This window comes from Amycolatopsis sp. NPDC114505 (assembly GCF_055633615.1).
In genome coordinates this window covers 1,073,316-1,099,222 of sequence record NZ_JBVKDV010000002.1, presented here as the reverse complement: position 1 = coordinate 1,099,222, position 25,907 = coordinate 1,073,316, and the positions used below count along the sequence as shown (strand labels likewise).

Sequence of the window (25,907 nt, the reverse complement as noted above, 5' to 3'; positions counted from 1 at the left end):
CACCCTCCACAAAGGACACCATGACCACCGTCAACGGCCTGCCCGCCCACGTGCTGCTCGTGCACGCGATCGTCGTCCTGCTCCCGCTGTCCGCGCTGCTGCTGGTGCTCAGCGCGCTCTGGCCCGCCGCACGCGCCAAGCTCGCCGGGCCGAACGCGATCCTGTCCGTCATCGTCGTGATCCTCGTCCCGATCACGACCGACGCCGGCGAATGGCTGGAGCGCCGCGTCGCCTCGACCCCGCTCGTGCGAACCCACACCGAACTGGGCGACACCGCACTGTGGGTCGCGATCCCGGTGGCCGTGCTCGCGCTCCTGGTCTGGTGGCGCCGGCGGGAAAGCCTGCGGACCCCAGCCGCGGACACCACCGGCCGCCGCACGTTCCTGGCGCCGGCGTCGAGCGCCGTGACGGTGGTGCTGTCGGTCCTGGCGGTCGCGGCCGCGGGCGCTGCGGTGTACGACGTCTACCGCATCGGCGACTCCGGAGCGCAGGCGAGCTGGCAGGGCCAGTTCAGCTCGACCCCGGCCCCGCGCGGCCCTGGCCGCTGATCCCGGCCTGCCATCACCCACTGCCGGCCGACAGCGAGCAGACGACGGCCTCGCGACCCTCTTGGCAGCCCGTCGCCGGAAGACGCACCGGTGCCGAGCTTTGTTATAGGAGAGCCGGGCTGGGCCGGCTTCCAAGTGTCGCCGTCGGGTCCGATCCGGGCTCGGCTCGCCACGGTCACCCGCCGCGTCACGGATCCAGTTCTTCGATCCGCCGGGTGAGGTACCGCCGTTCCGCTTCCGTGGGCGCCAGTTCCCGTGCCTCCCGGTACGCCGCCGCCGCGTCTCCGAGCCGGCCGAGACGACGCAGGAAGTCCGCGCGGGTCGCAGAGAGCAGGTGGTAGCCCGCCAAGAGGCCCCCGGCCGCGAGGTCGTCGGTCAAGGCCAGGCCCGCCGCCGGGCCGTCGGCCATCGCCACCGCCACCGCCCGGTTCAGCTCGACCACCGGGGACGGGCTCAGCTTCGCCACCAGCTCGTACAGCCGGGCGATCCGCGCCCAGTCCGTGTCCTCGGCGCGGGACGCCGTCGCGTGGCACGCGGCGATCGCCGCTTGGAGTTGGTACGGGCCCGGCCGGCCGAGGGCCAGCGCGGTGTCCAGGACGCTCACGCCCTCGTCGATCACCGCGCGGTCCCAGCGGGTGCGGTCCTGCTCGGCCAGGGTGACCAGGTCCCCCACGTCGTCGGTGCGAGTCGCGTGGCGGGCGTCGTGGAACAGCATCAGGGCCAGCAACCCGCTCGCTTCCGGTGCGGTCGGCAGCAACCGGACGACGACGCGCGTGAGCCGGATCGCCTCTGCCGTCAGTGCCCGGCGGACCAGGTCGGCGCCCGCGCTGGCCGAATAACCTTCGTTGAACAGCAGGTAAAGCACGCCCAGCACACCCGCCGTCCGCTCGGGCAGCAGGTCGGCCGGCGGGACGCGGTACGGGATGCGGGCGTTGCGGATCTTCCGCTTGGCCCGCACGATCCGCTGCGCCATCGTCGCTTCCGGCACCAGGAACGCACGGGCGATCTCCGGGGTGGTCAGGCCGGCGAGCGTCCGCAGCGTCAGCGCCACCTGCGCCTCCAGCGGCAGCGCCGGGTGACAGCAGGTGAACATCAGCCGCAGCCGGTCGTCCGGGACGTCGTCCGGCTCCGGCGGCGCGTCGTCGCCACCGGACGCCGTGACCGCGACGTCCCGCAGCCGGTTCGCCTCGGCGGCGCCGCGACGCAGCTTGTCCAGCGCCCGGTGGCGGGCGGTCGTCGTGAGCCACGCCCCGGGACGGCGCGGCACGCCGTCCCGGGGCCAGGTGTCCAGGGCCTTGGCGAACGCTTCCTGCGCGCACTCCTCGGCCAGGTCCCAGTCGCCGGTGACCCGGATCAGGGTGGCGACGACGCGGCCCCACTCGCCGCGGAAAGCCTCGTCGACCGCCGCGCGGACGGTGTCCGTCACTCCCACACCGGGCGCAGCTCGATGGCACCGAACTTCGCGACCGGGTGCGCCGCCGCGATGTCGATCGCTTCGGCGAGGTCGACGCAGTCGAGGATGTCGTAGCCGGCGATCTGCTCCTTCGTCTCGGCGAACGGGCCGTCGGAGACGAACGTGCCGCCGTCGCGCGGCCACAGCGTCGTCGCGTCGGCGACCGACCTCAGCTGGCTGCCTTCGAGCCGGCGGGCGCCGGCTTCGGCGACCCAGTCGTCCGGGTGGTCTTCGGCGGTGCCGACGAGCTCGGGGTCGACGCACACCCACATCAGGAACTTCATCGTTCAGTCCTCCCCGAACGGCCGGATCTCGATGGGGAACCGCCCGGCGGCGGGGTGCGCGGACGCGATCGCGATGGCTTCGTCGAGGTCGCCGCACTCGACGACCTCGCAACCGGCGATCCACTCCTTCGTCTCGGCGAACGGGCCGTCCGACGTCAGCCGCCGCCCGTCGCGCACCCGCACGGTCACGGCTTCGGCGGGTGGGCGCAGCAGCGTCCCGGCCCGGCGGGCGCGCCGCGCTTCGACGTCGCGCAGCCAGGCAACGAACTCGGGCTTGGCGTCGATCTCCGGCGGGCTGGACAGCTCCGCGCCGTCATCGCAGATCATCAGCATGTACCGCAAGGCTCCTCCTGGTCGTCTGGTGCAGCTTCTCACCCACCCGACGCCGCCGCGGCCCGGAATCGACAGGTCCTCGAAAAGTTTTCCGGCGATCTGTCGATCCGGGCGAAGCGCGGCGTCGTCCTGGCGGAACCACCCCACGACCGGAGGAGCCGTCATGATCCCGATCAGCCAGACCGGACAGCTGTGGACCGCCACCCACCAGGGCGAACGCGACCGCCGCCGGGCCGAGGAACGCCTGGGCGAGCTGGTCGCCCGGTGGACGCGCCGCCGGCGTCCGTCCACCGGGGAGCCGCGCGCACCCGGGTGGACGGGAACCCAGCCGACCCGCCCGTCGATACAGGAGTAGAACGCCTTCGGCCGTCCGTGGTGCTGCCCTCGTGGCCTGAGCTGTCAGCCACGCCAGCCAGCGCACCTTGCGGCCGTCACCGCAGCCGCCCGATCCAGATCAGGGTTGGCTCGGCAAGTTGCCCGGCGGGCCGATCTCGCACGCTGATGTGACGCTTCCCGAGGGTGGCTGCCGCAGCGTGCGTTGCCGGGCACGGACGGGAAATTGGCGTGCGTGAAGACGCAGTCGGTGGGCACAATTGCGACATGAATGCCAACCCGTCGACGGTGCCAATGCGATTTGCCGATCCCGGTGTATCGCTGTATGCCCTGGCGGAGAACGCGATTCAGGTGGTATGTCCGGACTGCCAGGCCCGCGCTGAGGTGGTGCCGTGGCTTGAAGGGTAACCGCGTAGCCCCTACTCGATCCGATGGCCTCGCCGGCTGGCGTGCCGCGCCTGTGGCCACGTCAGGAACTGGCCCGGTGAAGTCAAGCACGCGAGCTCGTGCTGGGGCGGTCCGGTTGATCCGTACTTCCGTCAACCGCTGTGGCTGCGAGCGGACTGCTGCGGAAACCATACCCTGTGGGGGTTCAACGAACGCCACCTGGACATCTTGGAGGGATACGTCGGTGCCCGGCTCCGCGAGCGCGGCGAACGTCCCGGGATGACTATGCTGGCCCGGCTTCCGGAATGGATGAAATCGGCCAAGCACCGCACCGAGATCCTGCGAGTCATCGGCCGGCTGCGAGCGTCCCTCTCGCAGTGACGGGACGGTCCTTGGCGTTCACGTCCGGTCGTGCCGACGAGATTATCGGCTTGGGGGCAACGGTAAAATGGAGTCGTGATGCTGTCCGGGGAACAGTGGTTGGCGCAAGTCTTCCGACCGGCTGTGGCCGGGGTGAGCCGTGCTCGGCGCGAAGGGTCTGCCGGTGTGGTTTCGGTGGATCCGTTGCGCATGCTGGGAAGTCGGCTCGCGGCGCAGGTCGAAGCGCTCGGCGATACCGGCGTGCTCACCGACGAGCAGGAAAGCGCCGCGCTCGACGCCCTCGAGGAGGCCGGGATCAGACCGGAAATCCGGTCGGTGTCGTCCTCGACGGCCACGAGCGCTTTCGCTCCCGTGGCTATGCGGGCGGGTTCGGCGCCGGTTGTCGCCCCCGAGCCGGCCGAGCCACCGACGTTGCGGGATGTGCTGGTGGGGCCGCGGCAACTCGGTCACCTCGGCGGACGGCCGGTGACACTGATTTCGGCGGAGCTGTGGAGCGACCGGTTTCTGGTCGACCTCTACACCGACCCCGGCCCGGAGCACCGCGACAGGCGCGCGCGGGCCTCGCGTGAGCACCTGGAGTGGATGAAACGCCAACGCCGCGGGCAAGCCACCGAGCGACCGGGCCGGGCGGCCGTCGGCTCGCCACTGGCCGAGCTCACCTGGGAACTACGCGACGAGCAGGGCACCGCGTACCGCCGGACCGGCGGCACGGGCGAATCGGGAGACCATCTCGACCGGCAGCGAATGCAGTGGTCTCCGGCACCCCCTGCGCACTCCGGACGCCTGACTCTGCTCGCCACCGACACCACCGGCACGATCGTGCTCGACGCCGAAATCCCCGCCCCTCGGCCAACCACGTAACGCCGCGGCGCGGTGATTCCGCCTACTGTTCACATGTGAACTGTTCACACGTATACTACAAGAATGAGTCCGCAATCGTCCCTGCATCGGGACCTCATGCGTTACCTGCACCGGGCGGCGTTGCTCAGTGAACGAGCCGGCGATCGCCGGTTCCAGCAGCGGATCGGCATCGGACGAACACAGTTCCTCGTGCTGCGGTCGATCGGCGAAGCCGACGAAGTCCCCCCGTCCCAACAGGAGATCGCCGACCTCCTGAGCTTGACGAAAGGCGCGGTCAGCCGCCACGTCGAGACGGCCCGGCAACGCGGGTGGCTGGCCGTCGCGGCCTCATCCGCGTCTCGTCGTGAGCACGCGTTGACGCTGACCCCCGCAGGCCGGTCCCTCGTGCAGGAAGGGCTGGCCGTGCAACGCGAGTACGACAAGCTCGGCGGCGAGCAGATGACCGACGCCGCCATGTCCACCACGATCCGAACCCTGAAGACGTTGTGCGAACTTCTGGAGACCGAGGAGCGGCGATGAGAATCGAGGTCATCCTCGGCAGCACCCGGCCCGGACGCCTCGGCGACCGCGTCAGCCGGTTCATCATGAACAAGGCAGCCCTCGTCGACGACGCCGAGTTCGCCCTGCTCGACCTCGCCGACCATCCGATGCCGTTCTTCGACGAGCCACTCGCGCCGCTGGCCAATCCCGACCGCCGGCCATCCCCGGTCGTAAGGGCTTGGCTCACGGCCATGGCGGCCGCCGACGCCTACGTCTTCGTGACACCCGAGTACAACCACGCACCACCGGCAGCTCTGAAGAACGCCCTGGACTTCCTGGCCACCGAAGCCACCGGCAAACCCGCGTCGATCGTGTCGTACTCCACCACCGCACACGGCGGAACCCTGGCCAGCCAGCAACTGCGTCTGGCGCTCAGCAAAGCGGGCATGCTCCCAGTACCCAAGAGTCTTCCCCTCGCCCACGCCGACCGACTCATCAGCCCCACCGGCGAAGTGGCCGAGCAATCCGATCGGGCACGCCGCGTCGCCGAGTTCGCGTCAGCGTCCCTGCACGACCTCGTGGCTCACGCCCGCGCGCTCAAGCCCCTGAAGGATGCCGGCAGTAAGGCGACCGGGTAACCCATCCAACGAACGCTCATGACTCCCCTTTATGTCAAGGGGTGACCGGACCAGGCCCTGTCGCCCAGTCTTGAGTAGCCGATATGCGGACTCGCCCTCAGCGACCACCCGAACTTCTCGCCGTACTCGGGACTCGTGATCGACGGCGGCCGGATGTCACGCGGCCCGAAGAACGTCTGCAGCAGCGCCCGAGGAACCGGCCGCGACGTCTTCGCTGCCTTTCGGCAGGTCACGCGAGACGGACTCGTCGTCGACGAGGTCGACCGGCCGCGCTCCTCGCCGAGGAGGCCCTTGGTGTGCCCGGCGAACAGGCTGATGATCGACGGCACCGCCTGCGCCAGCGCCGGCAGGAACGCCGCGAGGCTCGGCAGGAACCGGTCGGCCGATGGTTCGACCGGGGCAGGTCCGTCGGATCCCGCGTCGCGCACCTGGTCGGCGGCGGGCGACGTCGGCTGTCCCGCACACCCGGGATTGGCACGTGGTTTCCTTCGGGCGTGCCTGAAGAGCGGATGAATGGTGCCTGGCGCAACCACCGGGCCAGAAGTGGCATCATGCTGCGAATCTCGCTCGCGGCAGGCACCTGAAACCGCTTCCTCGCCAACGAGCAACCCCGCCACTCGCCCAAGCACCAACGTCTGTCATGCCGCGACGGGGGACCCGTCAGCGAGTGCTGGTCGACTACGCCGACAAGTTCTGCTGCCGGTTTGTTGAAGCGTCCTCGGCCGTCCGGTAGGGCGAAAGCCGGCGGCGAGACATCAGCCGACGTACGGCGCGATCGCCGTGTAACCGCCGTCCACGGCCAGCTCCGCGCCGGTCACGAACGAGGCGCGGTCCGACAGCAGCCACGCCGCCGCCTCGGCCACTTCCTCCGGGCGGGCCAGCCGCTTCAGCGCGTTCCACCCGGCGACCCGGTCGCGCTCGCCGGGGACCGAGTCGAGCCACGGCCCCGTCTGCGGGGTTTCGGTGACGCCGGGGTTCAGGACGTTGACCCGGATCCCCGACGCGCCGTACTCGGCGGCCGCCGACTTCGACAGCCCGACCACGCCGTGCTTGGATGCGGAATACGCGGCGGAGAAAGCGGTTCCGAAGAACGCGGCTGTGCTGGCGTTGTTGACGATCGCGCCGCCGCCGGCCGCTCGCATCGCGCGGATTTCGTGTCGCAGGCACTGCGCGACGCCGGTCAGGTTGGTCGCGAGCGCCGCCTGCCACGCCTCCGGTGACGTGTCCGCGAGCGGCGTTCCCTCCGGACCGACGCCCGCGTTGTTGAAGGCCACATCGAGCCGTCCGAACTCCTCGACCGCCGCGGCGACGGCCGCTTCGCAGTCCGCGTCCCGGGCCACGTCGGCGACGACCGCGGCGGCCTGCCCTCCCGCGGCCCGGATCTCCTCGACCAGCGCGGCGAGCTTGTCCGCCGAACGCGCGCTCAGCACCACGGCCGCGCCTTCCCGGGCGAAGAGCCGCGCGGACGCGGCGCCGATCCCGGTGCTCGCTCCGGTGATCAGGGCGACCTTTCCCGCCAGCAGCATGACGCGACCTTAGAACACCGCGCCGGGCAAGCAAAGGGCGTTCCCCGGACGGATGCGGGGGTTACGCGGCGTCCCGGCGGGCCACCACCCGGTACGCGTTGGACCACCCGCGCCGCCGGCCGAAGGGTGCACTGATCCGGTCCGCCGCCGCGGCCAGTACGAACAACGGCACGCACGCGACGAACGTGGCCTTGCGCAGGATCCGCCGCCACCGCGATGGCGGCGCGCTCCGCCACGGAAGATCTTCCCCGGCGATCGTCAGGGCGTTGACCGCCATGATCGACGCGGCCAGCACGTCGATGGCGGAATGCGGCTCGGCACGTTGCTCGGCGACCACCGTGAACCCGCGGGCCGCCAGCTCGGCCCGGAGGTTGCCGATCGGCATCAGGTTCAGGTGCTGGGGTTGCAGCCACGGCATCCACCACCGGCCGAGCACCTTCGCCCAGCGGCATTCCGGATCGGGCAGCTCGATCGCCAGCAGCCCGCCGGGCCGCAACACCGTCATCGCCGCCGCCAGCTCTCGCCGGGGTTCCGTGGTGTGTTCCAGGTAGTGGTACATGCTGACCACGTCGTAGCGCCCGGCGAGCTCCTCGGCCAAGTCCACGAACGAGCCCCGGTAGCCGGTGCGGATCCGGCCCTGCCGACGCGCCAGGTCCACCGCGTCGCCGAGATCGAGACCGTCGAACTTGACGCCGGGCAGCACCGCGGCAGCTTCCTGGCAGAAATGCCCGTGTCCCATGCCGACGTCGAGCCACTCCCCCGACGCGCCGGCGTCCCGGGCCAGCTCGGCCCGGGAGCGATAGCCCGCCCGGTTGCCTTCGAACATCCCGGTCATGTTCTTTTCGCCGAGCCCGTCGTAGCAGTCCCGGTAGTAGAACTCGAGCCCGTCCGGGTTCAGCCGGGGGTTCTGGAAGACGTGCCCGCAGTCCCGGCATTCGTCGAGCAGGAACCGGCCCGGCTTGTGCTGCAGCAGGTCGGTCGTGCGCAACCGGCCCCGAAGCGCACCGGAGCCGCACCACGGACAGCCGGTCCGGCGAGGCTCGAAGAACCGATCCACACCGCCGGCCAGGTCCTCCAGATAGGCCGGACGGCGCGAGGCGACCGGATCGGCTGGCGTGTCGTCCTCGATCATGGAGGCGGAGCCTAGTGCGCGGACCAGCGGGAGGTGCACCGTCGAACGGACCAAAATTCCGGCACGTTGCCCATCGACAACAACGGTCAGCTGTTCCGTGTCGCGCAGCCGCATGGCGCCACCTGACAGGATCCGGTACCGGCACGCCGCGAGGCGCCGCAACGGCCGCGGCCGATCCGTCACGGCCGTTCGGGGCCGAGCAGCGGTGTCGTGAGTTCGTCCAGCAACGTGATCGTCCGCCGCAGCTGCTCCGGTTCGTCGTCGCTCGCCAGTGCCGGGCCGATCGAGCGGGCGCCCCGGGCGCTGAACACCTCGCGTGGCATGGCCGTTGCGATCCGCGCGAAGCCTGGTCACCGTCTTCGACACCTAGTTCTGCGCGAGCCCGGTCCGGGCGGCGACCTCCGAGACCCGTGGCATCGGCTGGGGCGACGCCCCAGTTCTTCGCCGCCCTGCACGAAACCGTCGTCGCGGAGGGCTCCCGCGCCCGCCCTCACCGGCAGCCGACTGAAAGCTACCGGAACAGGTGACCTGCCGTGCGGACGAGCCCGGCGATGGCCAGGGAGCGGCTGTGAGCAGGCCAGGCGAGAACCGTCGTGACAGGAGATACGCCGGTCAGCGGAACGGCGACATGTGCGCTCCACAGCCAAGATCGGGCGGACGCGTCCGTGACGGCGACCGTGTGCCCGAGGGCGATCAGCTGCGCCAGCTGGGACTGGTCGTGGATCTCGGGGCCCGGGCCAGGTGAGTACGCGCCGCCGTCGCAAGGCCAGCGGGCGAGCGGTAGGTCCGCCAGATCGCTGATGTCAGCCATGGTCAGCGATGTGCGTGTGGCGAGGGGATGCCCCGCGGGCAGGATGGCGATCTGCTCCTCGGTCAGCAGGTCTTCGGTGTCGAACCCGGTGAGGTCGTGGAAAGGGCGCTGCATGAGCGCCACGTCGGCGCGGCCGTCTCGCAGCATCGGCGCCTGTTCTCCCATTCCGCACAGCAGCACCTCGATTTCGGCCGCGTCGGGCTCGGCGGCGTGGGCGTCGAGAAGCTTCCGCAACAGCTCGTGATTCGCGCCGGCCTTCGTCGCCAGCGTCAGGCCGTTCGGGGCGGACGCGGCGCGGCGGGTGCGGCGGACGGCCGCGGCGGCTCCCTCGAGGATGACGCGGGCCTCGCCGAGCAGCACCCGGCCCGCGTTGGTGAGGGTGACGCCGCGGCGGTTGCGTTCGAGCAGGGTGACGCCGAGACGCCGTTCGAGCTGCTGGATCGCCCGGGACAAGGGCGGCTGAGCGATGCCGAGGCGCTCGGCCGCCCGGCTGAAGTGCAGTTCCTCGGCGACGGTGACGAAGTACCTCAGCTCGCGGGTCTCCAGCGTGTCCACCGCACCACGATACTGCGGTGATACCGGGCGGGTATGACAGCGCACCTGATCGGTGTTGGGACACCGCTCGCCGGGTGGGCAGGATCGAGGTCATGAGCGACAAGAAGCTCGCGCTGGTGACCGGCGCGAACAAGGGACTCGGCTACGAGATCGCCGCGGGGCTGGGCGCGAAGGGCTACCGCGTGGCGGTGGGTGCCCGCGACGAGGCGCGGGGCGAGGCGGCCGTGAAGACGTTGCAGGCCAACGGGTTGGACGCGTTCGCGGTCCCCTTGGACGTCACCAGTGACCGCAGCGTCACCGAGGCCGCGGAACTCGTCGGACGTCAAGGCGGACGCCTGGACGCCCTGGTCAACAACGCCGGCATCTCCGGAGAGATGGGACCGGGGTGGATGCAGGACCCGACCACGCTCGACCTCGACGTCGTGCGCGAGATCGTGGAGACCAACGTCTACGGCGTGATCCGGGTGACCAACGCGATGCTGCCGTTCGTGCGGCGCGCGGCCTCTCCGCGCATCGTCACCATCTCGAGCAGCGTCGGGTCGGTGACGTTGCAGGCGGACCCGGACGTCGAAGTCGGCCCGATCATGGCGGCCTACGCGCCGACGAAGTCGTACCTCAATGCCGTCACCGTGCACTACGCGCGGCAGTTCGCCGGCACGGGCATCCTCATCAACGCCGCCTGCCCGGGCCTGGTGGCGACCGATTTCTCCGGTTTCCGAGGGCGTCCGGCTCGGGAGGCCGCGGCCATCGCGATTCGCCTCGCCACCCTGCCTGACGGCGGACCGACCGACTCCTTCTTCAACGACGACGGCGTCATCCCGTGGTGATCCGGCCGGCCCCTTCGACGTACCGATCGTCAGCTGGTGCGGGAGGCACGGGATCCGGCTCTGCCTCGGGCCATGACTCAGGCGCGGGGCCGAACGCGCGTCGGGCGGCACGGACGGCCAGGGCGGCCACGGTCGCGTTGGCGCCACCGCCGATCACCGCGCCGATGCCGAACGGAGCCACCCGGCCGAGCACGATGATGCCCTGCCTGGTGCCGTACTTGGTGACGAAGTTCTTGCCCAGGACGCTGTTGATCTGGCGCAGTGCCGTCGCGGGCACCTTGTTGACGAGCTGGGCGGCCCAGTGCTTACCGGTGCGTTCGGCGGCCTTGCCGACAATGGTCGAGGAACCCGACTGGCCGAGCAGGATCCCCATGACCAGTGTCCGCCGGCGTTCGATCTCGTCCAGCGGAACGCCGTGGACTTCGGCGACCGAGAGCACGAACAGGGCGCTCAGTTCGAGCGAAGAGAAGGCCTCCCCCGCCGACAACGCCAAGGCGACTCCGGTGCCGACGGCAGGCGCGGCCGCCGTGGCCCCGACCGCGGCCCCGGTGCTCGTCAGAGCACTGACGTACATCCGCTCCAGGGTGCGCACGACCTCCGCCGGTGTCGCTTCCGGGTTGCGCTGACGGGCCCGGGCGATGTTCTTGCGCACCAGTGGTGTCTGCAAGCCGATGGCCTTGTCCAGCAACTCGAGGGCCGGCCCCGGCCCGCTCGACGCCGGGACCGGTCGTTCAAGGGCATCAGAGGCCACAGCGAGCTCCTTCGCGTCGTCCGTTGTCGCCCAGTCTTGCACCCACGGCCGGAGCCCGTGCAGCCTATGGTGAGCCGTGGTCAGTCGGACTCGAGGAGCTCGGCCAGCCGAACCGTGTCTTCGAGGTAGCGCTCATAAGGGAACCCGGCGGCGACCAGCGCCGAACGGAACTCGTCGTAGAGCGGCTTTCCGTTGTCCTGGAACGCTTTCCGGCCGACAGCAGTCAGCGTCACCAGGCGTCGACGCGCATGAGTGGGGTCGACGACGACCTGCACCAAGCCGCCCTCCTCCAGGGGACGCAAAGCGCGGCTGATCGCCGGGTCCGATACCGACAACGCTTGCGCCAGGCGGTGTTGCGTTGCCGGTTCGATGTCCTCCAGCGTGCCCAGCAGCCGGATCTGGCTGTACGTCAGGCCGTCCTGGCCGTCGGTGCGGCGCCGGGCTGCTTCGCCCAGCAACATCACCACGCGGTGCAGCAAGTCTGCGAGTCCTTCGTCCACGTCGCCAGCCTAACAGAGTGTTGACTAGTTAATGTTAACCATGCAAGATTCGGGGCATGGACAACTTCGGTTACGTCGCCCAGTCAGCCTTTCCCCTGGTCTGGATCCTGGTCCCGGCCATCGGCGCCTTCGTGCGAGCCCGCCACGCCACCTCCGCCCGGGAACGACTGGAGATCTGGCAGCGCTGGTGGGCCATCGGCGCCTTCGGCGTCGGCAGCCTCTGGATGACGGTCGCGTTCCTCGCCTTCCCCGACGTCATGGCCACCGCGATCGGCTTTCCCCGGACGCCTTTCCTGTTCGAGATCGCCTTCGCCAACCTCGGGCTGGCCGTCATGGGCTACCGCGCCGCTTCGGCGTCGGCGCGCGAGCGCATCACCATCGGCCTCGGCGGTGGCATGTTCCTGTGGGGCGCGCTGGCCGGCCACCTCTATCAGTGGTTCGCCGGCGACCACGCGCCCGGCAACACCGGTGGCGTCCTTGTCAGCGACCTGCTCATCCCGGCGGTCATGATCGTCCTCGCCGTGCGCTCCCGGCGTCTGGCCGCCGCGCCTCAGCCGGCCGGTCCTGTCGCCGCCTGAACCGACTCACGAAGGACGTAGCGCTCACCGCATCGGGTTGCCGTTGCCCGTTGAGTCACGGACCGTGGCCGTTCGGGCAGCCCGGCACCGACCTCTACAGCAGTCGTGGCGGCATTGCTATCCTCCCGCCGAGTGATCTCTTTCGGAGGGGGCGTGAGCGCATGACGGATAACTGCGGTCGCGGAATCCGGCCCGCGCGTGCCGTCGGAGAACTCCCCGTGGTGATTCGGTTCACGGAAAGCGTCGGAAAGGTCGCGTAGTGAGCAACCCGCTGGTCGCGGAAACCAAAGATTCCACCAAGGCGTACTCGGGGATTTCGCTGCTGGAGACGGCGGCCGACCTGAAATCCGCCATCGAGAGCGGCGACTGGGCGTCGGTCGCGATGGGTGCCGTCGGTACCGCCCTGGACGCCCTCTCCATGGCCATGGACCCGTTCGGGGCGATCCTCGCCGCCGGGGTCGGGTGGCTGATCGAACACGTCGGTCCGCTGAAGGAAGCTCTCAACGGCTTGACCGGCAACGCCGACGAGATCGCCGCACAGTCGGAGACCTGGAAGAACATCGCGACCGAACTGGGCAGCGTCGGGGAAGACCTGACCGGGATGGTCAAAGCGGACACGACGTCGTGGGCCGGGACCGCCGGGGACACTTACCGGCAGCGCGCCCAGGACACGGTCACGTTGCTGGAAACCGCCCAAAAGGGCTGTGAAGGCGCTTCCAGCGGAGTGAAGACCGCCGGTGAGGTCGTCGCGGCGGTGCGGGCGCTGGTGCGTGACATCATCGCGGAGCTGATCGGTCACCTGATCAGCTGGGCACTCCAGGTGATCTTCACCCTCGGCATCGGTATGACGTGGGTCGTCCCGCAGGTGATCGGTGCGGTGGCGAAGACCGCGTCGAAGATCGCGGATCTGGTCAAGCGGCTGGTGACCGCGCTCAAGGCGCTGGTCCCGCTGTTGAAGCGGGCCGGTGACTTGTTCGGTGACGCGGCGAAGGCGTTGAAGAACATCAAGCCGGGCAAGGCCGCGCCGCCGCCCAAGCACGCCGACATCAAGGGCAACCCGAAGGGACTCGACGGCCCCAACGGCAAGGGTGGCGACAGCACCACCACCTCGGGTGCGAAGGGCGACAACACCACCCCGTCCGGGGACCACACCCCGCCGAAGGGCGACCCGCCGCCCGCGTCCAAGGGCCCCGGCGACCCGAACGGCGACACCACTCCTTCCGGTGGAGGTAAGGGCCCGGACACCCCGGGCGGAGGCAAGCCAAAAGACGGCGGGGGCAAGCCGAAGGACGGCGGGCTGGCCGACAACAACGGCGTTCCCAAGGAAAACTCGACCCCGACCGACTGCCGCCCCGGCAGTGGCGACCCGATCGACATGACGACCGGGCGGATGATGCTCGCCCAGACCGACGTCGAGATCGACGGCGTCCTGTCGCTCGTGCTGGACCGCAGCCACTTCTCCGGCTACCGCAGCGGTGTCCACTTCGGACGGTCGTGGGCGTCGACCGCCGACCAGCGCCTGGAAACCGGCGACGGGCGCGTCGACTTCGCCGTCGAGGACGGCACCCTGCTCGTCTACCCGGTCCCGGGCGCGGCGGCGGTCACGCCGGTGGACGGCCCCTGGTGGCCGCTGCGGCGGCTCGGCGACGAGTACATTTTGGACCAGCCGGACCTCGGCCGCTCCCTGCACTTCCCCGCCGGCGGCGACACCGGCTGGCTGGCCGCGATCTCCGACGCCGACGGCAACCGGATCGCCTTCGACCGCGACGCGCACGGAACCCTGCGCGAAGTCCGGCACTCGGCCGGGCACCGCGTCGCGGTGACCACAGTGGACGGCCGGATCACCGAGCTCGCCTCCGTCGGCGGGCACGACGACGACCGCGTCACCCTCGCCCGGTTCGCCTACGACGAGCGGGCGCACCTGGTCGAGGTGATCAACTCGTCGGGCCGGCCGTACCGGTTCGCCTACGACGACGCCGGTCGCATCGCCGGCTGGCAGGACCGCAACGGCTGGGGCTACGAGTTCACCTACGACGAACGCGACCGCTGCGTCCGCGGCACCGGGCCGCGCGGGGTCCTCAGCTACACCTTCGCCTACGACCGGGAAAACCGCGTCAACCGCGCCACCGACTCGCTCGGGCACACCACCGCCTACGAGCTGAACGAGGAGTTCCAGCTCGTCCGGGAGATCGACCCGCTCGGCGGCGTCACGGCCTACGAGTGGGACCGCCACGACCGGCTGCTCGCCTGCACCGACCCGCTGGGCCGCGTCACCCGCTACGGCTACGACGAGCACGGCAGGCGGACGTCGGAAACCCGCCCGGACGGCAGCGTGCGCAGCGTCCGCTTCGACCCGCGGGGGCGCCCGCAAGCGACCGTCGAGCCGGACAGCGCGGTCTGGGCCTACGACTACGACGACTCCGGGCGGCTCGTCGCGACCACCGACCCGATGGGCGGGGTCCGCCGCTACGGCTACGGCCCGCGCGGGGCGCTCAGCTCGTTCACCGACGAAGAGGGCCGCACCACCGGGATCGAGTGCGACGCGCTGGGCAAGCCCCGGACGGTGCTGGACCCGGCCGGCGGCCGCACGTCCTACACCTACGACCGGCTGGGCCGCATCGAGTCCGTCACCGACCCGACGGGCCACACGACGACGTACGCCTGGACGGTCGAAGGCGAGCTGTGGAAGCGCACCGCCCCGGACGGCTCGGTGGAGCGCTTCACCTACGACGGCGAGGTCAACGCGGTCGAGTACACGGACGCCACCGGCGCCGTCACGCGCACCGACTTCGGGCCGTTCGACCTGCCCATTTGCGAGATCGCCCCGGACGGCAGCCGCACCCGGTTCGAGTACGACACCGAACTGCGGCTCGTCGCGGTCACCAACGCCGCCGGCGCGCGGTGGCGGATCGAGCACGACGCGGCCGGGCGGGTCGTGCGGGAGACCGACTTCGACGGCCGGGTCGTCGACTACGTCCGCGACGCCGCCGGGCAGCTCGTCGAAAGCACTCCCGGCACCGGGGCCCCGACGACGTATTCGTGGGACGCGCTGGGCCGGATGACCGGAAAACGGCGTGGGAACAGCGTCACGACGTACTCCTACGACGCCGCGGACCGGCTGGTGCGGGCGAAGAACGCCGACGCCGACCTGACCTTGGCCTACGACCGGCTCGGGCGCGTGGTGGCCGAAAGCTGCGACGGCCGCGAGGTCCGCTCCGGTTACGACCGCAGCGGGCTGCGGACCGCGCGTCGCACCGCCACCGGCGTCACGAGCACCTGGGCCTACGACGCGGCGAGCGCACCGGCCGAGCTGAGCACCGCGGGCCGGTCGATCCGGTTCGCGCACGACGCGGCCGGGCGCGAGGTCCGGCGCGTCTTCGGCGCGGCGACGCTGGCCCAGACCTGGGACGCGAACGACCGGCTGGTCGAACAGGTCGTCGCGGGGGCGGACGGGCAGCCGCGGCAGCGACGCGCGTACCGGCACCGGGCGGACAGCGTGCTCGCGGGCGTCGACGATCTGCTTTCCGGTCGCCGGGAGTTCTCGCTGGACCGGCTGGGCCGCATCACCGGGCTGCACCGGGCGACGGGCAGCGAGCGCTACGCGTACGACGCGATGGGCAACGTCACCACCGCCGACTGGACCGCGCCGCACCCCGCCGCGGGTTCCCGCGAGTACAGCGGGACGCAGGTCCGGCGCGCCGGCGACGTCCACTACCGCTACGACGAGCTGGGTCGCCTGACCGGGCGGCAGCAGCCGGGCGGCGAGTGGACGTTCGCCTGGAACGCCGACGACCGGCTCGAGCGCGTGCGCACCCCGGACGGCGGCGAGTGGCACTACGCCTACGACGCGCTGGGGCGCCGGGTGGCCAAGCGCCTGATCGGGCCGGACGGCACGGTGGCCGCCGAGACCCTGTTCGTCTGGGACGGGATCCTCCCGGCCGAGGAGATCGTCACGACGGCCGGGGCGCCGGCCCGGGTCACGACGTGGGACTGGGAGCTGGACCGGCCGGTGCCGGTGAGCGTGCTGGACCGCCGGTCCCGCGCGGACGGCGGCGTCGACGAGCAGTTCCACGCCGTCGTCGCCGACCTGGTCGGCAGCCCGGCGGAGCTGGTGGACGAGACCGGCCGGATCGCCTGGTACGCGGCGCAGACGCTGTGGGGCGTGGAAACCGCGGCCGCGGCGCCGACGCCGTTGCGGTTCCCCGGCCAGTACTTCGACGCCGAGACGGGCCTGCACTACAACGTGAACCGGTACTACGAACCGGAAACGGGCCGCTACATCAGCCCGGACCCGATCGGCCTCGGTGGCGGCACCAACCCGCACGCCTACGTCCGCAACCCGACCGGCTGGCTCGACCCGGTCGGCCTCAACACCAAGAAGTGCAAGGGCGGCAAGGCGAACAACCCGGTGCTGGCCAACAACCGCCCGGGCCAGCCGGTCTTCCACGGCAACGCGAACGTCCCGGTGACGGAGATCAGCGACAAGAAGTTCGTCGGCATCCTGGAGAACCTCGCCGCCGGCCGCGGCGAAGGTTCACGCCGCGCGAAGGAGCTGCTGAAGCAGATGCAGGAGGGCCGCGGCTGGCAGCAGACGGCGGGCATCCACCAGGGCGGCCTGGGCGGCGCCGCGGGCGGCGCGGACCCGAGGCCCCACATCACGGTCAGCGTCGGCGGCCGCGGGTACCACGTGCACGTCGGAGGGAAGAACGGGAACCTGTTCGCGCAGGACATCACCCCCAACCCGATCCGCTGAGCGGGAACCGGCGGAGCCAAGGCCGGTTCCCCGTCCTGACCGGATGCGCGGCGGTCATCGCCATCCTGGGCGTATCCCGGGGGTAACGGTTGAGCCGCGTCGCCGGGATCCGCTAGGACAGGAGACCGCAAGGCTGGACGGTGGGTGGAGGGGGCCGGCCCGATGACCGTGGAGTTCCGTCTGCTCGGCCAGGTCGAGGTCCGGCTCGACGGCGAGCCGCTCGACGTCGGTTACGCGCAGCTGAAGGCCGTGCTGGCGCTGCTGCTGGTCGAGGTGAACCAGATCGTGGCGGTCGACCGGCTGGTGGATCGGGTCTGGGGCGACCGGCGCCTGCCGCAACGGCCGCGCGGGGCGATCCAGCACAGCATCGCCGTGCTGCGCGCCGCGCTGGCGCCGGTGCCGGGTTTCGCGATCACCTGGCAGCGCACGGGGTACCAGCTCACCGCCGACCCCGGCACCGTCGACCTGCACCGGTTCCACCGGCTGGTCGCCGACGCGCGCACGGCCGGCGACGACCCGCGCGCGGTGGCGCTGTTCGGCGAAGCCCTGGAACTCTGGCGGGGAGAACCCTTTGCCGGCTTGGACATCCCCTGGCTGGCCGAGTGTCGCACGTCGCTCTTCCGGCAGCGCGGCACCGCCGAGCTCGAGCTCACCGACATCCGGCTCCGCCAGGGCGACCACGCCGCGCTGCTGCCCGGCCTGGCCGAGCGGGCCCGCGACGACCCGCTCGACGAACGGCTGGCCGCCCAGCTGATGCTCGCGCTCTACCGCGACGGCCGCGCCGCCCACGCCCTCGAGCACTACCAGCGGTTCCGGACCCGGCTGGCCGACGAGCTCGGCACCGATCCGGGCCCGCCGCTGCGGCGCCTGCACCACCGGATCCTCGCCACGGATCCGGCGCTCACGGTCTCCTCGGGCACAGCCGCACCCGTGCCGCGCCAGCTGCCCGCGGCGCCGCGGTCGTTCACCGGCCGGGCCGCCGCGCTCGCCGACGTCACCGCCGCGCTGACCGAGCCGGGCCGGGGCGTGCCCGTCGCCGTGGTCACCGGGTCCGGCGGCATCGGCAAGACGTGGCTGTCGGTGCATTGGGCCCACGAGCACCTCGAGGCGTTCCCCGACGGGCAGCTGTACGTGAACCTGCGCGGGTTCGACCCCGGCGGCGAGCCCGTGCCGGCGGCGACCGCGCTGCGCGGGTTCCTCGACGCCCTCGGTGTCGCGGTCGAGGCCACCCCACCGGAATGGGACGCGCAGGTCGGGCTGTACCGCAGCGTGCTCGCCGGAAAGCGCTTGCTCATCGTGCTCGACAACGCCCGCGCCACCGACCAGGTCGTGCCCCTGCTGCCGGGCAGTCCCACGTGCGCGGTGCTGGTCACCAGCCGCCACCGGCTCGACGGCCTGGTCACCTCGCACGGCGCCCGGCCGGTCGCCCTCGACGTGCTGACCGGCACCGAGGCCCGGCAGCTGCTGGTCGGGCACCTCCACCGCCACCGGATCACCGCCGAGCCCGACGCCGTCACCGAGCTGCTCGGCTACTGCGCGGGCCTTCCGCTGGCGATCGGCATCGTCGCGGCCCGCGCCGGCCACCACCCCGGGTTCCCGCTCGCCGCGCTGGCCGCCGAGCTGCGCGACCAGGCCGGCCGGCTGGCCGCCCTGGACACCGCCGACGCCGACGTCAACCTGCGTGCGGTGCTGTCGTGGTCCTACCGCGCCCTGTCCCCCGACGCCGCGACGGCGTTCGGGCTGCTGGGGCTCGCCGCCGGGCCGGACATCAGCCTCCCCGCCGCGGCGAGCCTGCTCGCGCGGACCACCGCCGGCGCGCTCGGGCTCCTGCGCGAGCTGGAGCACGCTTCCCTGGTGCAGCAGTACGATCCGGGCCGGATCCGGATGCACGACCTGGTCCGGCTGGCCGCCGCGCAGCACGCCGAGCAGGACCTTCCCGAGCCGGTCCGCACCGCGGCGCTGCGCCGCCTGGCCGACTTCTACCTGCACACCGCGCACGCCGGCGACCGGTTGCTCCAGCCGTTGCTCCCGCCGATCCGGCTCGCCGAACCCCACCCCGGCTGCCAGGTCGTGCCGCTGGCCGACCAGGCGTCCGCGCTCGCCTGGTTCGCCGCCGAGCACCCCAACCTGCTCGCCCTGCAACGTCTCGCCGCGGCCCGGGGCTGGGCGGCCGTCCGCTGGCAGGTCGCGTGGCTGCAGACGACCTTCCTGTACCGCCGGGGCCGGTTCCACGCCGCGCTCGACGCGTGGAAGGCCGGGCAGGAAGCCGCGAAGGAGCTCGACGACCCCGCGGTGCACGCCGGAACCCACCAGCTCCTCGGCGCGATCTTCACCGAGCTGGGGCAGCACACCGAAGCCGGGCACCACCTCGCGCTGGCCGAACGCAGCGGCGACCTTCCCGCGCAGGCGTACACCCACCACGCGCTGGGCTGGTCGTGGTCGCTGCGCGGCGCCGACCGGCGGGCGCTGGAGCACGCCACCGAGTCCCTGCGCCTCTACCGGGCCCTCGGCATGCCGGCCGGGGAAACCCGGGAGCTCACGGTGTCGGGCTGGTACCGAGCCCGGCTCGGCGACTTCGCGGAAGCCCGTACCCACACCGAGGCGGCCTTGGTGCTGGCCCGCCGGCACGGGTATCGCGAAGACGAAGGCCTGGCCACGGGAATCCTCGGCTTCCTGGCCCAGCACACCGGCCACTACCGCGATGCCGTCAGCCACTACCGCGAGGCCGCCGGCGTGCTGCACGAGGTCGGGAACTCCTACTTCGAGGGCACCGTCCTGGATTTCGCCGGGCAGACGCACCTCGCGCTGGACGAACCCGAGTCCGCCCGCCGGAAGTGGCAGGAGGCGCTGGAGCTCTACCGGATCCAGTGCCGCACGGCCGACACCGACCGCGTCCGCCGGTCCCTGGCGGAGCTCGGCGGGCGGTTGCCGGCCGCGACGCGCTGACCAGCACACATCAGCGGTGCCAAAGCGTGGCCGAAGCGGGACGGCGCACAGTCTGCCGTGCCCGTCGACGGGCCGAGCGCGGGGGGACTGGCGGATGGAGATCAGGTTGCTGGGCCCGGTGGAGGTGGTCGCCGGGCGCACCCCGGTTCCGGCCGGACGGCGGCAGCTGCGCGTGATGCTGGCGGTGCTGGCCACGGCCGCGCCCCGGGCGGTGCCGGTGGCCCTGCTCATCGACCGGGTGTGGGGCGAGCACCCGCCGCTGCGCGCCCGGCAGGCCGTGTGGACCCGCGTCGCCGAACTCCGCAAGGTGCTGGCCGGCGCCGCCGGCGAACCCGAACCGCTGGTCTCGTGGCAGCCGGGCGGGTACCTGCTGCGCGTGGAGCCCGACCGGGTGGACCTGCACCGGTTCCGCCGGCTCGCCGCCGCCGCGCGACGGCCCGGCCCCGGGCGCGTCACGCTGCTGGCCTCGGCCATGGACCTGTGGCGAGGCACTCCCCTGGCCGGCCTCGGCGGCGAATGGGCGACGCGGCAACGGGAAAGCTGGCAGCTGGAACGGCTGGACGCGGCCGTCGCCTGGGCTCGTGAGGCCGGGCGCGTCGGTGCGCACACCGCCGTCATCCCGGTGCTGCGGGACCTCGTCGACGACCACCCGCACTCGGAACCGCTCGCGACGGCGCTGGTCCGCGCCCTGGCCGCGGACAACCGGACCGGGGAGGCGATCGCCGAGTGCCGGGCCGCCTGCGACCGCCTGCGCCGGACGCTGGGCGTCGAGCCCGGTCGTGAGCTGCGGACGGTCCGGCAGGCGTTGCTGAGCGGTGACCCACTGGGGGCGCCGGCCGCGGCCGGGCCGCTGGTCGTGCCGGCCCAGCTCCCGGCGGACGTCGCCGGGTTCGTGGGCCGGCGCGCCGAAATCGCCCGCTTGGACGTCGCCGGGGGCGTGCTCGCGGTGTCCGGGACCGCGGGTGTGGGCAAGACCGCGCTCACGGTGCACTGGGCCCACCGGGTCCGCGACCGGTTCCCGGACGGGCAGCTCTACCTGAACCTGCGCGGGTTCGACCGGACCGGGCCTCCGCGGGATCCCGCGGAGGCGGCGCGGCTGCTCCTCGACGGCCTCGGCGTGCCCGCCGGCCGCGTACCCGCCGACCTGGACGGCCGGGCCGCGCTCTACCGGAGCCTGCTCGCCGGCCGGCGGATGCTCGTCGTGCTCGACAACGCCCGGGACACCGCGCAGGTCCGGCCGTTGCTGCCGGGTACCCCGGGCTGCCTCGTCCTGGTTTCCGGCCGCACGACGCTGACCGGCCTGGCCGTCGCGCACGGTGTCCCGCTCCTCGTGCTGGACCTGCTGTCCGACGCCGAAGCACGGCAGCTGCTGGACGCCCGTCTCGGCCGGGCGCGCACCGAGGCCGAACCCACGGCGGTCACCGGCATCATGACCGCCTGCGCGCGGCTGCCGCTGGCGCTGGCGATCGCGGCCGCCCGGGCGGTCGCCCGGCCGCGGCTGCGGCTCGGCGTCCTCGCGCGGGAGCTGCTCGACGCCCGCTGCCGGCTGTCGGCCCTGTCCGGCGACGACCCGGGCACCGATCTCCGCACCGTGCTCTCCTGGTCCTACGCCGCGCTGAGTCCCGAGGCACGCCGGCTGTTCCGCTTGCTGGGCACGGTTTCCGGGCCCGACCTCACCCTCGCGGCTGTGGCCGGCCTCGCCGGCGTCCCGGCCCGGCAGGTCGAGCCGGTGCTGACCGAGCTGACGCTCGCCAACGTCGTCACCGAGCGCGTTCCCGGCCGCTTCGGCTGTCACGAGCTGCTGCGGGGCTACGCCGAGGCCGTCGGGCCCGAGGCGACCGCCCCGGACCCGACGCGACGTTCCTAGGTGAGCGACTCCCAGCCGATCGTCTGCACCCGCACGCCCGGACAGGTCAGGCGGACGTTGTAGGTGCCCACCGCCGGCAGGGCCGTGCTGTTGATGCGCTGCCCGTTCGAGCAGATGATGTAGACCCGCATCGCGCCCGAGGTGACCTGGCAGGTGAAGTCGACGATCTGGAACGGCGACCGGGAGAACCAGTTGCACGTGAAGACGGCGGCGGTCGTGGTCTGCTGCCCGTCGGTGGCCCGCGGGGCGACGTTCCAGTGCCCGGTCATCGGCGCGGCGGCGGTGACCGCCGCATCGGTGTTCGCGGGTGCCGCGGAAGCCACCGCCGGGGCGGCCACCCCCACGGCGACGAGCAGCACGCCCATGGCCAGCAACGCTTTCGCGGCCCGCGTGACGATCGAGCGGGACCCGGGTGATCGACGCATGCGTATCTCCTCCGTTGGTCGAGCGAAGTCCGGCGTTCGGGGACGCGGACGGCTCCCACGCTGAACCACCGGCTTGCGCATCGGGCTGACCGGATCCTTACCGCGCTGGCACCCGGCGGGCGCCGCTGTGCGCGCTTGTCACCCCCGTGCCAGCGCCGTGTGCGCGCCCTGAGCGCGGCGCGCCGCAACCTGAACGGGTCGCTACGGAAGGGGATTTCTCATGCATGACGCAGTGATCGTGGGCGCCGGTCCCGTCGGTCTGTTCCTGGCCTGTGAGCTGGGCCTCGCGGGCTGCTCGGTCCTGGTGCTCGAACGGGAACCGGAGCCCGGCACCCCGTGGCGGACGGCCCCGCTCGGACGGCGCGGCCTGTTCGCCACCTCCATCGCCGCGTTCCACCGGCGCGGGCTGTTGGAGCCGCTGCTGACCGAGGCGGGTCCCGCCTTCGGCGCCGGCCCCGACGACGAGCCGGCTCGGGCGCGCTTCGCGGGGCACTTCGCCGGGATCGTGCTCGACGCGGCCGACGTCGACCTCACCGCCCTGCCGTTCCGGCTGCCCGGCCCCGTGCCGGACGCCGTCATGACGAGCCTCGACACGCTCGAAGCGGTCCTGGCGGAGCGAGCCGCCAAACTCGGCGTCGAAATCCGCCGCGGGGTCGTGGTGGACGGCCTCACCCAGGACGACGACCACGTGGTCGTGCACGCCGGCGGCCACGACCACCCGGCGCGCTGGGCCGTCGGCTGCGACGGCGGGCGCAGCGCGGTGCGCCGGATCGCGGGCTTCGAGTTCGCCGGCACCGAGCCCCAGTTCACCGGCTACGTCGCGCTCGCCACCATCCCCGACGCCGACAAGCTGAGCCCGGGGTTCACCTTGACCCCGCGGGGCATGTACCTCCGGCTGCCCGCGGACGGGCACATCGGCGTGATGGACTTCGACGGCGGCGCGTACGACCGTTCGCAAGAGCTGACGCGCGACCACCTTCAGGAAGTGCTGCGCCGCGTGTCCGGCACCGACGTGACGCTGACGGAGGTCCGCCTCGCCTCGAGCTACACCGACCGGGCGATGCAGGCGACGACCTACCGGCGGGGCCGGGTCCTGCTCGCGGGCGACGCCGCGCACATCGTGTCGCCCCTCGGCGGGCAGGGGCTCAACACGGGCCTCGGCGACGCGGTCAACCTGGGCTGGAAGCTCGCGGCGACCATCCGCGGGCAGGCCCCGGAGGGGCTGCTCGACTCCTACACCCGCGAGCGCCACCCGGCCGGCGCCTGGGCGCTTGACTGGACGCGGGCCCAGGTGGCGTCGATGCGGCCGGATCCGCACGCCCAGGCGGTCCAGGGCGTGCTGCGCGACCTGCTCGGAACCCGGGACGGCACGACGTACGTGTTCGAAAAGCTGTCCGGCACCTCGGTCCGCTACGACCTCGGCAGCGACCGGCCGCTGGTCGGCCGGATGGCCCCGGACTTCCGGCTGACCGACGGAACGACCCTGGCCGACCTGATGCAAGACGGCCGCGGCGTCGTGCTCGACTTCAGCGCCGAACAGGACCTGAGGGCTTCCGCGGCGGGCTGGGAAAGCGACCTGCGGTACGCCGCGGGCACGGCGGAGAACGACCTGGGCCTCGGCGCGGTCCTGGTCCGTCCCGACGGGACCGTCGCCTGGGCCGGCGAGCGCGTGCCCGACCGCGGCTCGTTCGAGCGAGCCGCCCGGCGCTGGTTCGGTGACGCGGTCGGCTGATCCTCGGCGGGATCCGGGGGCTGCTCAGGCGTCTCGGCGGGTGGCGGGTACCGCTGGGTGGCGAGCCCGCATGAGCCCGCTCGCGACCAGGACGATCAGAGGCGCCAGCACCGACGTCGTGCACACGGCGATCAGCGGCAGGCCCGGGCGCGGCCGCCCGGTGACCCCCGGCGGCGGGTCGGGTGGGCGGAAGCGCAGGCTCGTGGTCATGTGGTGCCAGACGAAGATCTCGCGGTAGATCGTGTACCAGCTGAACGCCCACACGAGCACGGCGACTCGTCGCACCCATCGCAGCGGCCGGTCGTGGTCAGCCGGCATGGCGATCAGCTCCTCGTCCGGCGGCCGCGCCCGGTCGGCCTGGTGCTCACAGGTTACCGCGCGGCCGCCGGCTTCGATCTCGACGTGCACGCCTGCGCGCACCCGGCAGGACTGTCCACTGAGGACGCAGTGAGCCCGCATTCACCGGAAAGTAGGGCAGAATCGGCAGCGTGAACAACGGAGCGATCACCTTCGGGCCCGCCCTCGTCGCGGTGCTGGTCCTGCTCACCGCCGCCGGGGCCGCCGTCGTCCGGTGGGGAGAGATCGGTCAGGGCCGGGCCGTCGTGATCGCCGCGGTCCGGGCCGTCGCACAGCTCGCCCTGGTGTCACTGGTGATCACCGCCGTCCTGCGGTCGGCTCCGCTCACCGGGCTCTTCGTGCTGCTGATGTTCACCATCGCCGCGGTGACGTCCGCCCGCCGCGTCGGGACCTGGGCGAACCTGCCGTGGACCGCGGCGGCCATCGCGGCCGGGGTCGCCCCGGTGCTCGGCCTCGTGCTGGGCGCCGGTGTCGTCCCGCTCCGGCCGATCGCCGTCGTGCCGATCGCCGGCATCGTCATCGGCGGCGCGATGACCGCGACGTCACAGGCCGCGCGTCGCGCCCTCGACGAGCTGAAGTCCCGCCACGGCGAATACGAAGCCGCGCTCGCCCTCGGGTTCCTGCCGCGGCCGGCCGCGCTGGAGATCTGCCGCCCGTCGGCCGGGCACGCACTGATCCCGGCCCTCGACCAGACCCGCACCGTCGGCCTGGTGACACTCCCCGGCGCCTACGTGGGCGTGCTGCTCGGCGGCGCCGGACCCATCCAAGCGGGCCTGACGCAAGTGCTGGTGCTGATCGGGCTGCTCGCCGCCGAAGCCGTGTCGATCCTGGTCACCGTGCAGCTGGTCGCGGCCGGCAAGCTCACCAGGTGAGGCACCCGGTCAGCCGCCGTGGGCGTGCTCGAACGCGCCCATCTCGTGGCCTTCGAAACCGTCCGCCCCGAAGCCGTGCACGGCACCCACGACGATCGCCGCGGCGATCAGGAGTCCGATGAGGACAGTCAGGAAGAGCAGCAGCCGGCGACGGCCGGGCGCGGGTGCTCGGCCGCGCAGGACCGCGACGTCGGCTCTGAACGCGGCGCCGGCGGCGGCCAGGATCCGGCGCCACCCGTCGGTGGCGGCCTGCTCCGGCGCGGGCAGGTCGGCGGTCATCGAGGCCAGCTCGTGCCGATAGCGGATCTCCTCGAGGCGCCCCAGACGTTCTTCGACCTCGGCGATCGTCAGCCTGCCCTCACCGGCCGCCGCGCAGAGGGCGGCGCGGACCTCCTCGCGTTCCGCGTCCGAGCAGCGGATCCCTTCGGGCACAGTGGTACCCGGCGCGTTCTCGCTCATCGATTTCCTCTTTCGTTCCGAAATCACCTCTGCCCGAGGCTAACCGCGGCCGGGCGCTTCTTAGCGAAACCCAGCGCGATCCTCATCGAACTCTCATGGTCGGGCGACACCGTCTGAC

At 72.2% G+C, this 25,907-nt stretch carries 25 protein-coding genes; 12 read left to right on the top strand and 13 right to left on the bottom strand.

The window, feature by feature from the left end:
* The first annotated feature begins 20 nt into the window (after positions 1–20).
* Positions 21–548: a DUF2231 domain-containing protein gene (locus tag ACZ7OU_RS23225; protein ID WP_470256649.1), complete on the top strand. Its 528-nt coding sequence runs from the start codon at positions 21–23 to the stop codon at positions 546–548.
* Between the two features lie 187 nt (positions 549–735).
* On the opposite strand, the gene ACZ7OU_RS23220 is transcribed toward ACZ7OU_RS23225, so the two are convergent.
* Genes ACZ7OU_RS23220 through ACZ7OU_RS23210 form a run of 3 tightly spaced genes read right to left on the bottom strand, consistent with a single transcriptional unit; the run spans position 736 to position 2,618 of the window.
* On the bottom strand, positions 736–1,974 hold the full coding sequence (locus ACZ7OU_RS23220) for an RNA polymerase sigma factor (protein ID WP_470256648.1): 1,239 nt from the start codon (positions 1,972–1,974) through the stop codon (positions 736–738).
* Positions 1,971–2,285 carry a YciI family protein gene (locus tag ACZ7OU_RS23215; protein ID WP_470256647.1) on the bottom strand — a complete coding sequence of 105 codons (315 nt, stop codon included), beginning with the start codon at positions 2,283–2,285 and terminating at the stop codon, positions 1,971–1,973. Before ACZ7OU_RS23215 ends, ACZ7OU_RS23220 begins: the two co-directional genes overlap by 4 nt.
* Positions 2,286–2,288: 3 nt before the next feature.
* Positions 2,289–2,618: a YciI family protein gene (locus tag ACZ7OU_RS23210; RefSeq protein WP_470257647.1), complete on the bottom strand. Its 330-nt coding sequence runs from the start codon at positions 2,616–2,618 to the stop codon at positions 2,289–2,291.
* 163 nt (positions 2,619–2,781) lie between these two features.
* On the opposite strand from ACZ7OU_RS23210, the gene ACZ7OU_RS23205 reads away from it, so the two are divergent.
* The 4 genes from ACZ7OU_RS23205 to ACZ7OU_RS23190 all read left to right on the top strand — a co-directional run bounded on the left by ACZ7OU_RS23205 (position 2,782) and on the right by ACZ7OU_RS23190 (position 5,698).
* Positions 2,782–2,973, top strand: coding sequence for a hypothetical protein (locus tag ACZ7OU_RS23205; protein ID WP_470256646.1), 192 nt, complete (start codon positions 2,782–2,784; stop codon positions 2,971–2,973).
* An 821-nt stretch (positions 2,974–3,794) separates the two neighbouring features.
* Positions 3,795–4,580: a hypothetical protein gene (locus ACZ7OU_RS23200; protein WP_470256645.1), complete on the top strand. Its 786-nt coding sequence runs from the start codon at positions 3,795–3,797 to the stop codon at positions 4,578–4,580.
* Positions 4,581–4,643: 63 nt separating this feature from the next.
* Positions 4,644–5,099: a MarR family winged helix-turn-helix transcriptional regulator gene (locus ACZ7OU_RS23195; protein WP_470256644.1), complete on the top strand. Its 456-nt coding sequence runs from the start codon at positions 4,644–4,646 to the stop codon at positions 5,097–5,099.
* A complete protein-coding gene (locus ACZ7OU_RS23190) occupies positions 5,096–5,698 on the top strand; it encodes an NADPH-dependent FMN reductase (RefSeq protein WP_470256643.1) in 603 nt (200 codons plus the stop codon). The genes ACZ7OU_RS23195 and ACZ7OU_RS23190 overlap by 4 nt, the downstream gene beginning before the upstream one ends.
* Positions 5,699–5,727: 29 nt before the next feature.
* On the opposite strand, the gene ACZ7OU_RS23185 is transcribed toward ACZ7OU_RS23190, so the two are convergent.
* The 5 genes from ACZ7OU_RS23185 to ACZ7OU_RS23165 form a co-directional block, all read right to left on the bottom strand.
* A complete protein-coding gene (locus ACZ7OU_RS23185; protein WP_470256642.1) occupies positions 5,728–6,315 on the bottom strand; it encodes a hypothetical protein in 588 nt (195 codons plus the stop codon).
* Positions 6,316–6,453: 138 nt separating this feature from the next.
* The gene (locus tag ACZ7OU_RS23180) at positions 6,454–7,224 is read right to left on the bottom strand and encodes an SDR family NAD(P)-dependent oxidoreductase (protein WP_470256641.1); all 771 of its coding nucleotides are present in this window, start codon (positions 7,222–7,224) and stop codon (positions 6,454–6,456) included.
* A gap of 61 nt (positions 7,225–7,285) precedes the next feature.
* Positions 7,286–8,356: a class I SAM-dependent methyltransferase gene (locus ACZ7OU_RS23175; RefSeq protein ID WP_470256640.1), complete on the bottom strand. Its 1,071-nt coding sequence runs from the start codon at positions 8,354–8,356 to the stop codon at positions 7,286–7,288.
* Positions 8,357–8,535: 179 nt separating this feature from the next.
* Complete coding sequence (locus ACZ7OU_RS23170) at positions 8,536–8,679, bottom strand: hypothetical protein (RefSeq protein WP_470256639.1); 144 nt, start codon at positions 8,677–8,679, stop codon at positions 8,536–8,538.
* Between the two features lie 188 nt (positions 8,680–8,867).
* Positions 8,868–9,722, bottom strand: a complete 855-nt coding sequence (locus ACZ7OU_RS23165) for a LysR family transcriptional regulator (RefSeq protein WP_470256638.1) — start codon at positions 9,720–9,722, stop codon at positions 8,868–8,870.
* A 92-nt stretch (positions 9,723–9,814) separates the two neighbouring features.
* Between ACZ7OU_RS23165 and ACZ7OU_RS23160 the strand changes: the two genes are divergently transcribed.
* The gene (locus ACZ7OU_RS23160) at positions 9,815–10,549 is read left to right on the top strand and encodes an SDR family NAD(P)-dependent oxidoreductase (RefSeq protein ID WP_470256637.1); all 735 of its coding nucleotides are present in this window, start codon (positions 9,815–9,817) and stop codon (positions 10,547–10,549) included.
* On the opposite strand, the gene ACZ7OU_RS23155 is transcribed toward ACZ7OU_RS23160, so the two are convergent.
* Together ACZ7OU_RS23155 and ACZ7OU_RS23150 are read right to left on the bottom strand one after the other, a co-directional pair.
* Positions 10,536–11,300: a hypothetical protein gene (locus tag ACZ7OU_RS23155; RefSeq protein ID WP_470256636.1), complete on the bottom strand. Its 765-nt coding sequence runs from the start codon at positions 11,298–11,300 to the stop codon at positions 10,536–10,538. The two genes, ACZ7OU_RS23160 and ACZ7OU_RS23155, sit on opposite strands and share 14 nt — an antisense overlap.
* An 80-nt stretch (positions 11,301–11,380) precedes the next feature.
* Complete coding sequence (locus ACZ7OU_RS23150; protein ID WP_470256635.1) at positions 11,381–11,800, bottom strand: MarR family winged helix-turn-helix transcriptional regulator; 420 nt, start codon at positions 11,798–11,800, stop codon at positions 11,381–11,383.
* 56 nt (positions 11,801–11,856) lie between these two features.
* On the opposite strand from ACZ7OU_RS23150, the gene ACZ7OU_RS23145 reads away from it, so the two are divergent.
* From ACZ7OU_RS23145 to ACZ7OU_RS23130, 4 genes are all read left to right on the top strand, one after another.
* A complete protein-coding gene (locus ACZ7OU_RS23145; RefSeq protein ID WP_470256634.1) occupies positions 11,857–12,378 on the top strand; it encodes a DUF6790 family protein in 522 nt (173 codons plus the stop codon).
* A gap of 259 nt (positions 12,379–12,637) precedes the next feature.
* Positions 12,638–17,131: an RHS repeat-associated core domain-containing protein gene (locus tag ACZ7OU_RS23140; RefSeq protein WP_470256633.1), complete on the top strand. Its 4,494-nt coding sequence runs from the start codon at positions 12,638–12,640 to the stop codon at positions 17,129–17,131.
* 162 nt (positions 17,132–17,293) lie between these two features.
* Positions 17,294–20,077 (top strand): AfsR/SARP family transcriptional regulator, encoded by a 2,784-nt coding sequence (locus ACZ7OU_RS23135; RefSeq protein WP_470256632.1) that lies wholly within the window; start codon positions 17,294–17,296, stop codon positions 20,075–20,077.
* A gap of 94 nt (positions 20,078–20,171) precedes the next feature.
* Positions 20,172–21,944 carry an AfsR/SARP family transcriptional regulator gene (locus tag ACZ7OU_RS23130; RefSeq protein ID WP_470256631.1) on the top strand — a complete coding sequence of 591 codons (1,773 nt, stop codon included), beginning with the start codon at positions 20,172–20,174 and terminating at the stop codon, positions 21,942–21,944.
* Here ACZ7OU_RS23130 and ACZ7OU_RS23125 read toward each other — a convergent pair.
* Entirely contained in the window at positions 21,941–22,369 is a 429-nt protein-coding gene (locus ACZ7OU_RS23125) for a hypothetical protein (RefSeq protein ID WP_470256630.1), read from the bottom strand. The two genes, ACZ7OU_RS23130 and ACZ7OU_RS23125, sit on opposite strands and share 4 nt — an antisense overlap.
* A gap of 220 nt (positions 22,370–22,589) precedes the next feature.
* On the opposite strand from ACZ7OU_RS23125, the gene ACZ7OU_RS23120 reads away from it, so the two are divergent.
* Positions 22,590–24,101, top strand: coding sequence for an FAD-dependent oxidoreductase (locus ACZ7OU_RS23120; RefSeq protein WP_470256629.1), 1,512 nt, complete (start codon positions 22,590–22,592; stop codon positions 24,099–24,101).
* A gap of 24 nt (positions 24,102–24,125) precedes the next feature.
* Here ACZ7OU_RS23120 and ACZ7OU_RS23115 read toward each other — a convergent pair whose 3' ends face one another.
* A complete protein-coding gene (locus tag ACZ7OU_RS23115; protein WP_470256628.1) occupies positions 24,126–24,560 on the bottom strand; it encodes a hypothetical protein in 435 nt (144 codons plus the stop codon).
* Positions 24,561–24,589: 29 nt separating this feature from the next.
* Between ACZ7OU_RS23115 and ACZ7OU_RS23110 the strand changes: the two genes are divergently transcribed.
* Positions 24,590–25,330, top strand: coding sequence for an ABC transporter permease (locus tag ACZ7OU_RS23110; protein ID WP_470238035.1), 741 nt, complete (start codon positions 24,590–24,592; stop codon positions 25,328–25,330).
* Positions 25,331–25,339: 9 nt separating this feature from the next.
* On the opposite strand, the gene ACZ7OU_RS23105 is transcribed toward ACZ7OU_RS23110, so the two are convergent.
* On the bottom strand, positions 25,340–25,789 hold the full coding sequence (locus ACZ7OU_RS23105; RefSeq protein ID WP_470256627.1) for a DUF1707 SHOCT-like domain-containing protein: 450 nt from the start codon (positions 25,787–25,789) through the stop codon (positions 25,340–25,342).
* Positions 25,790–25,907: the final 118 nt, after the last annotated feature.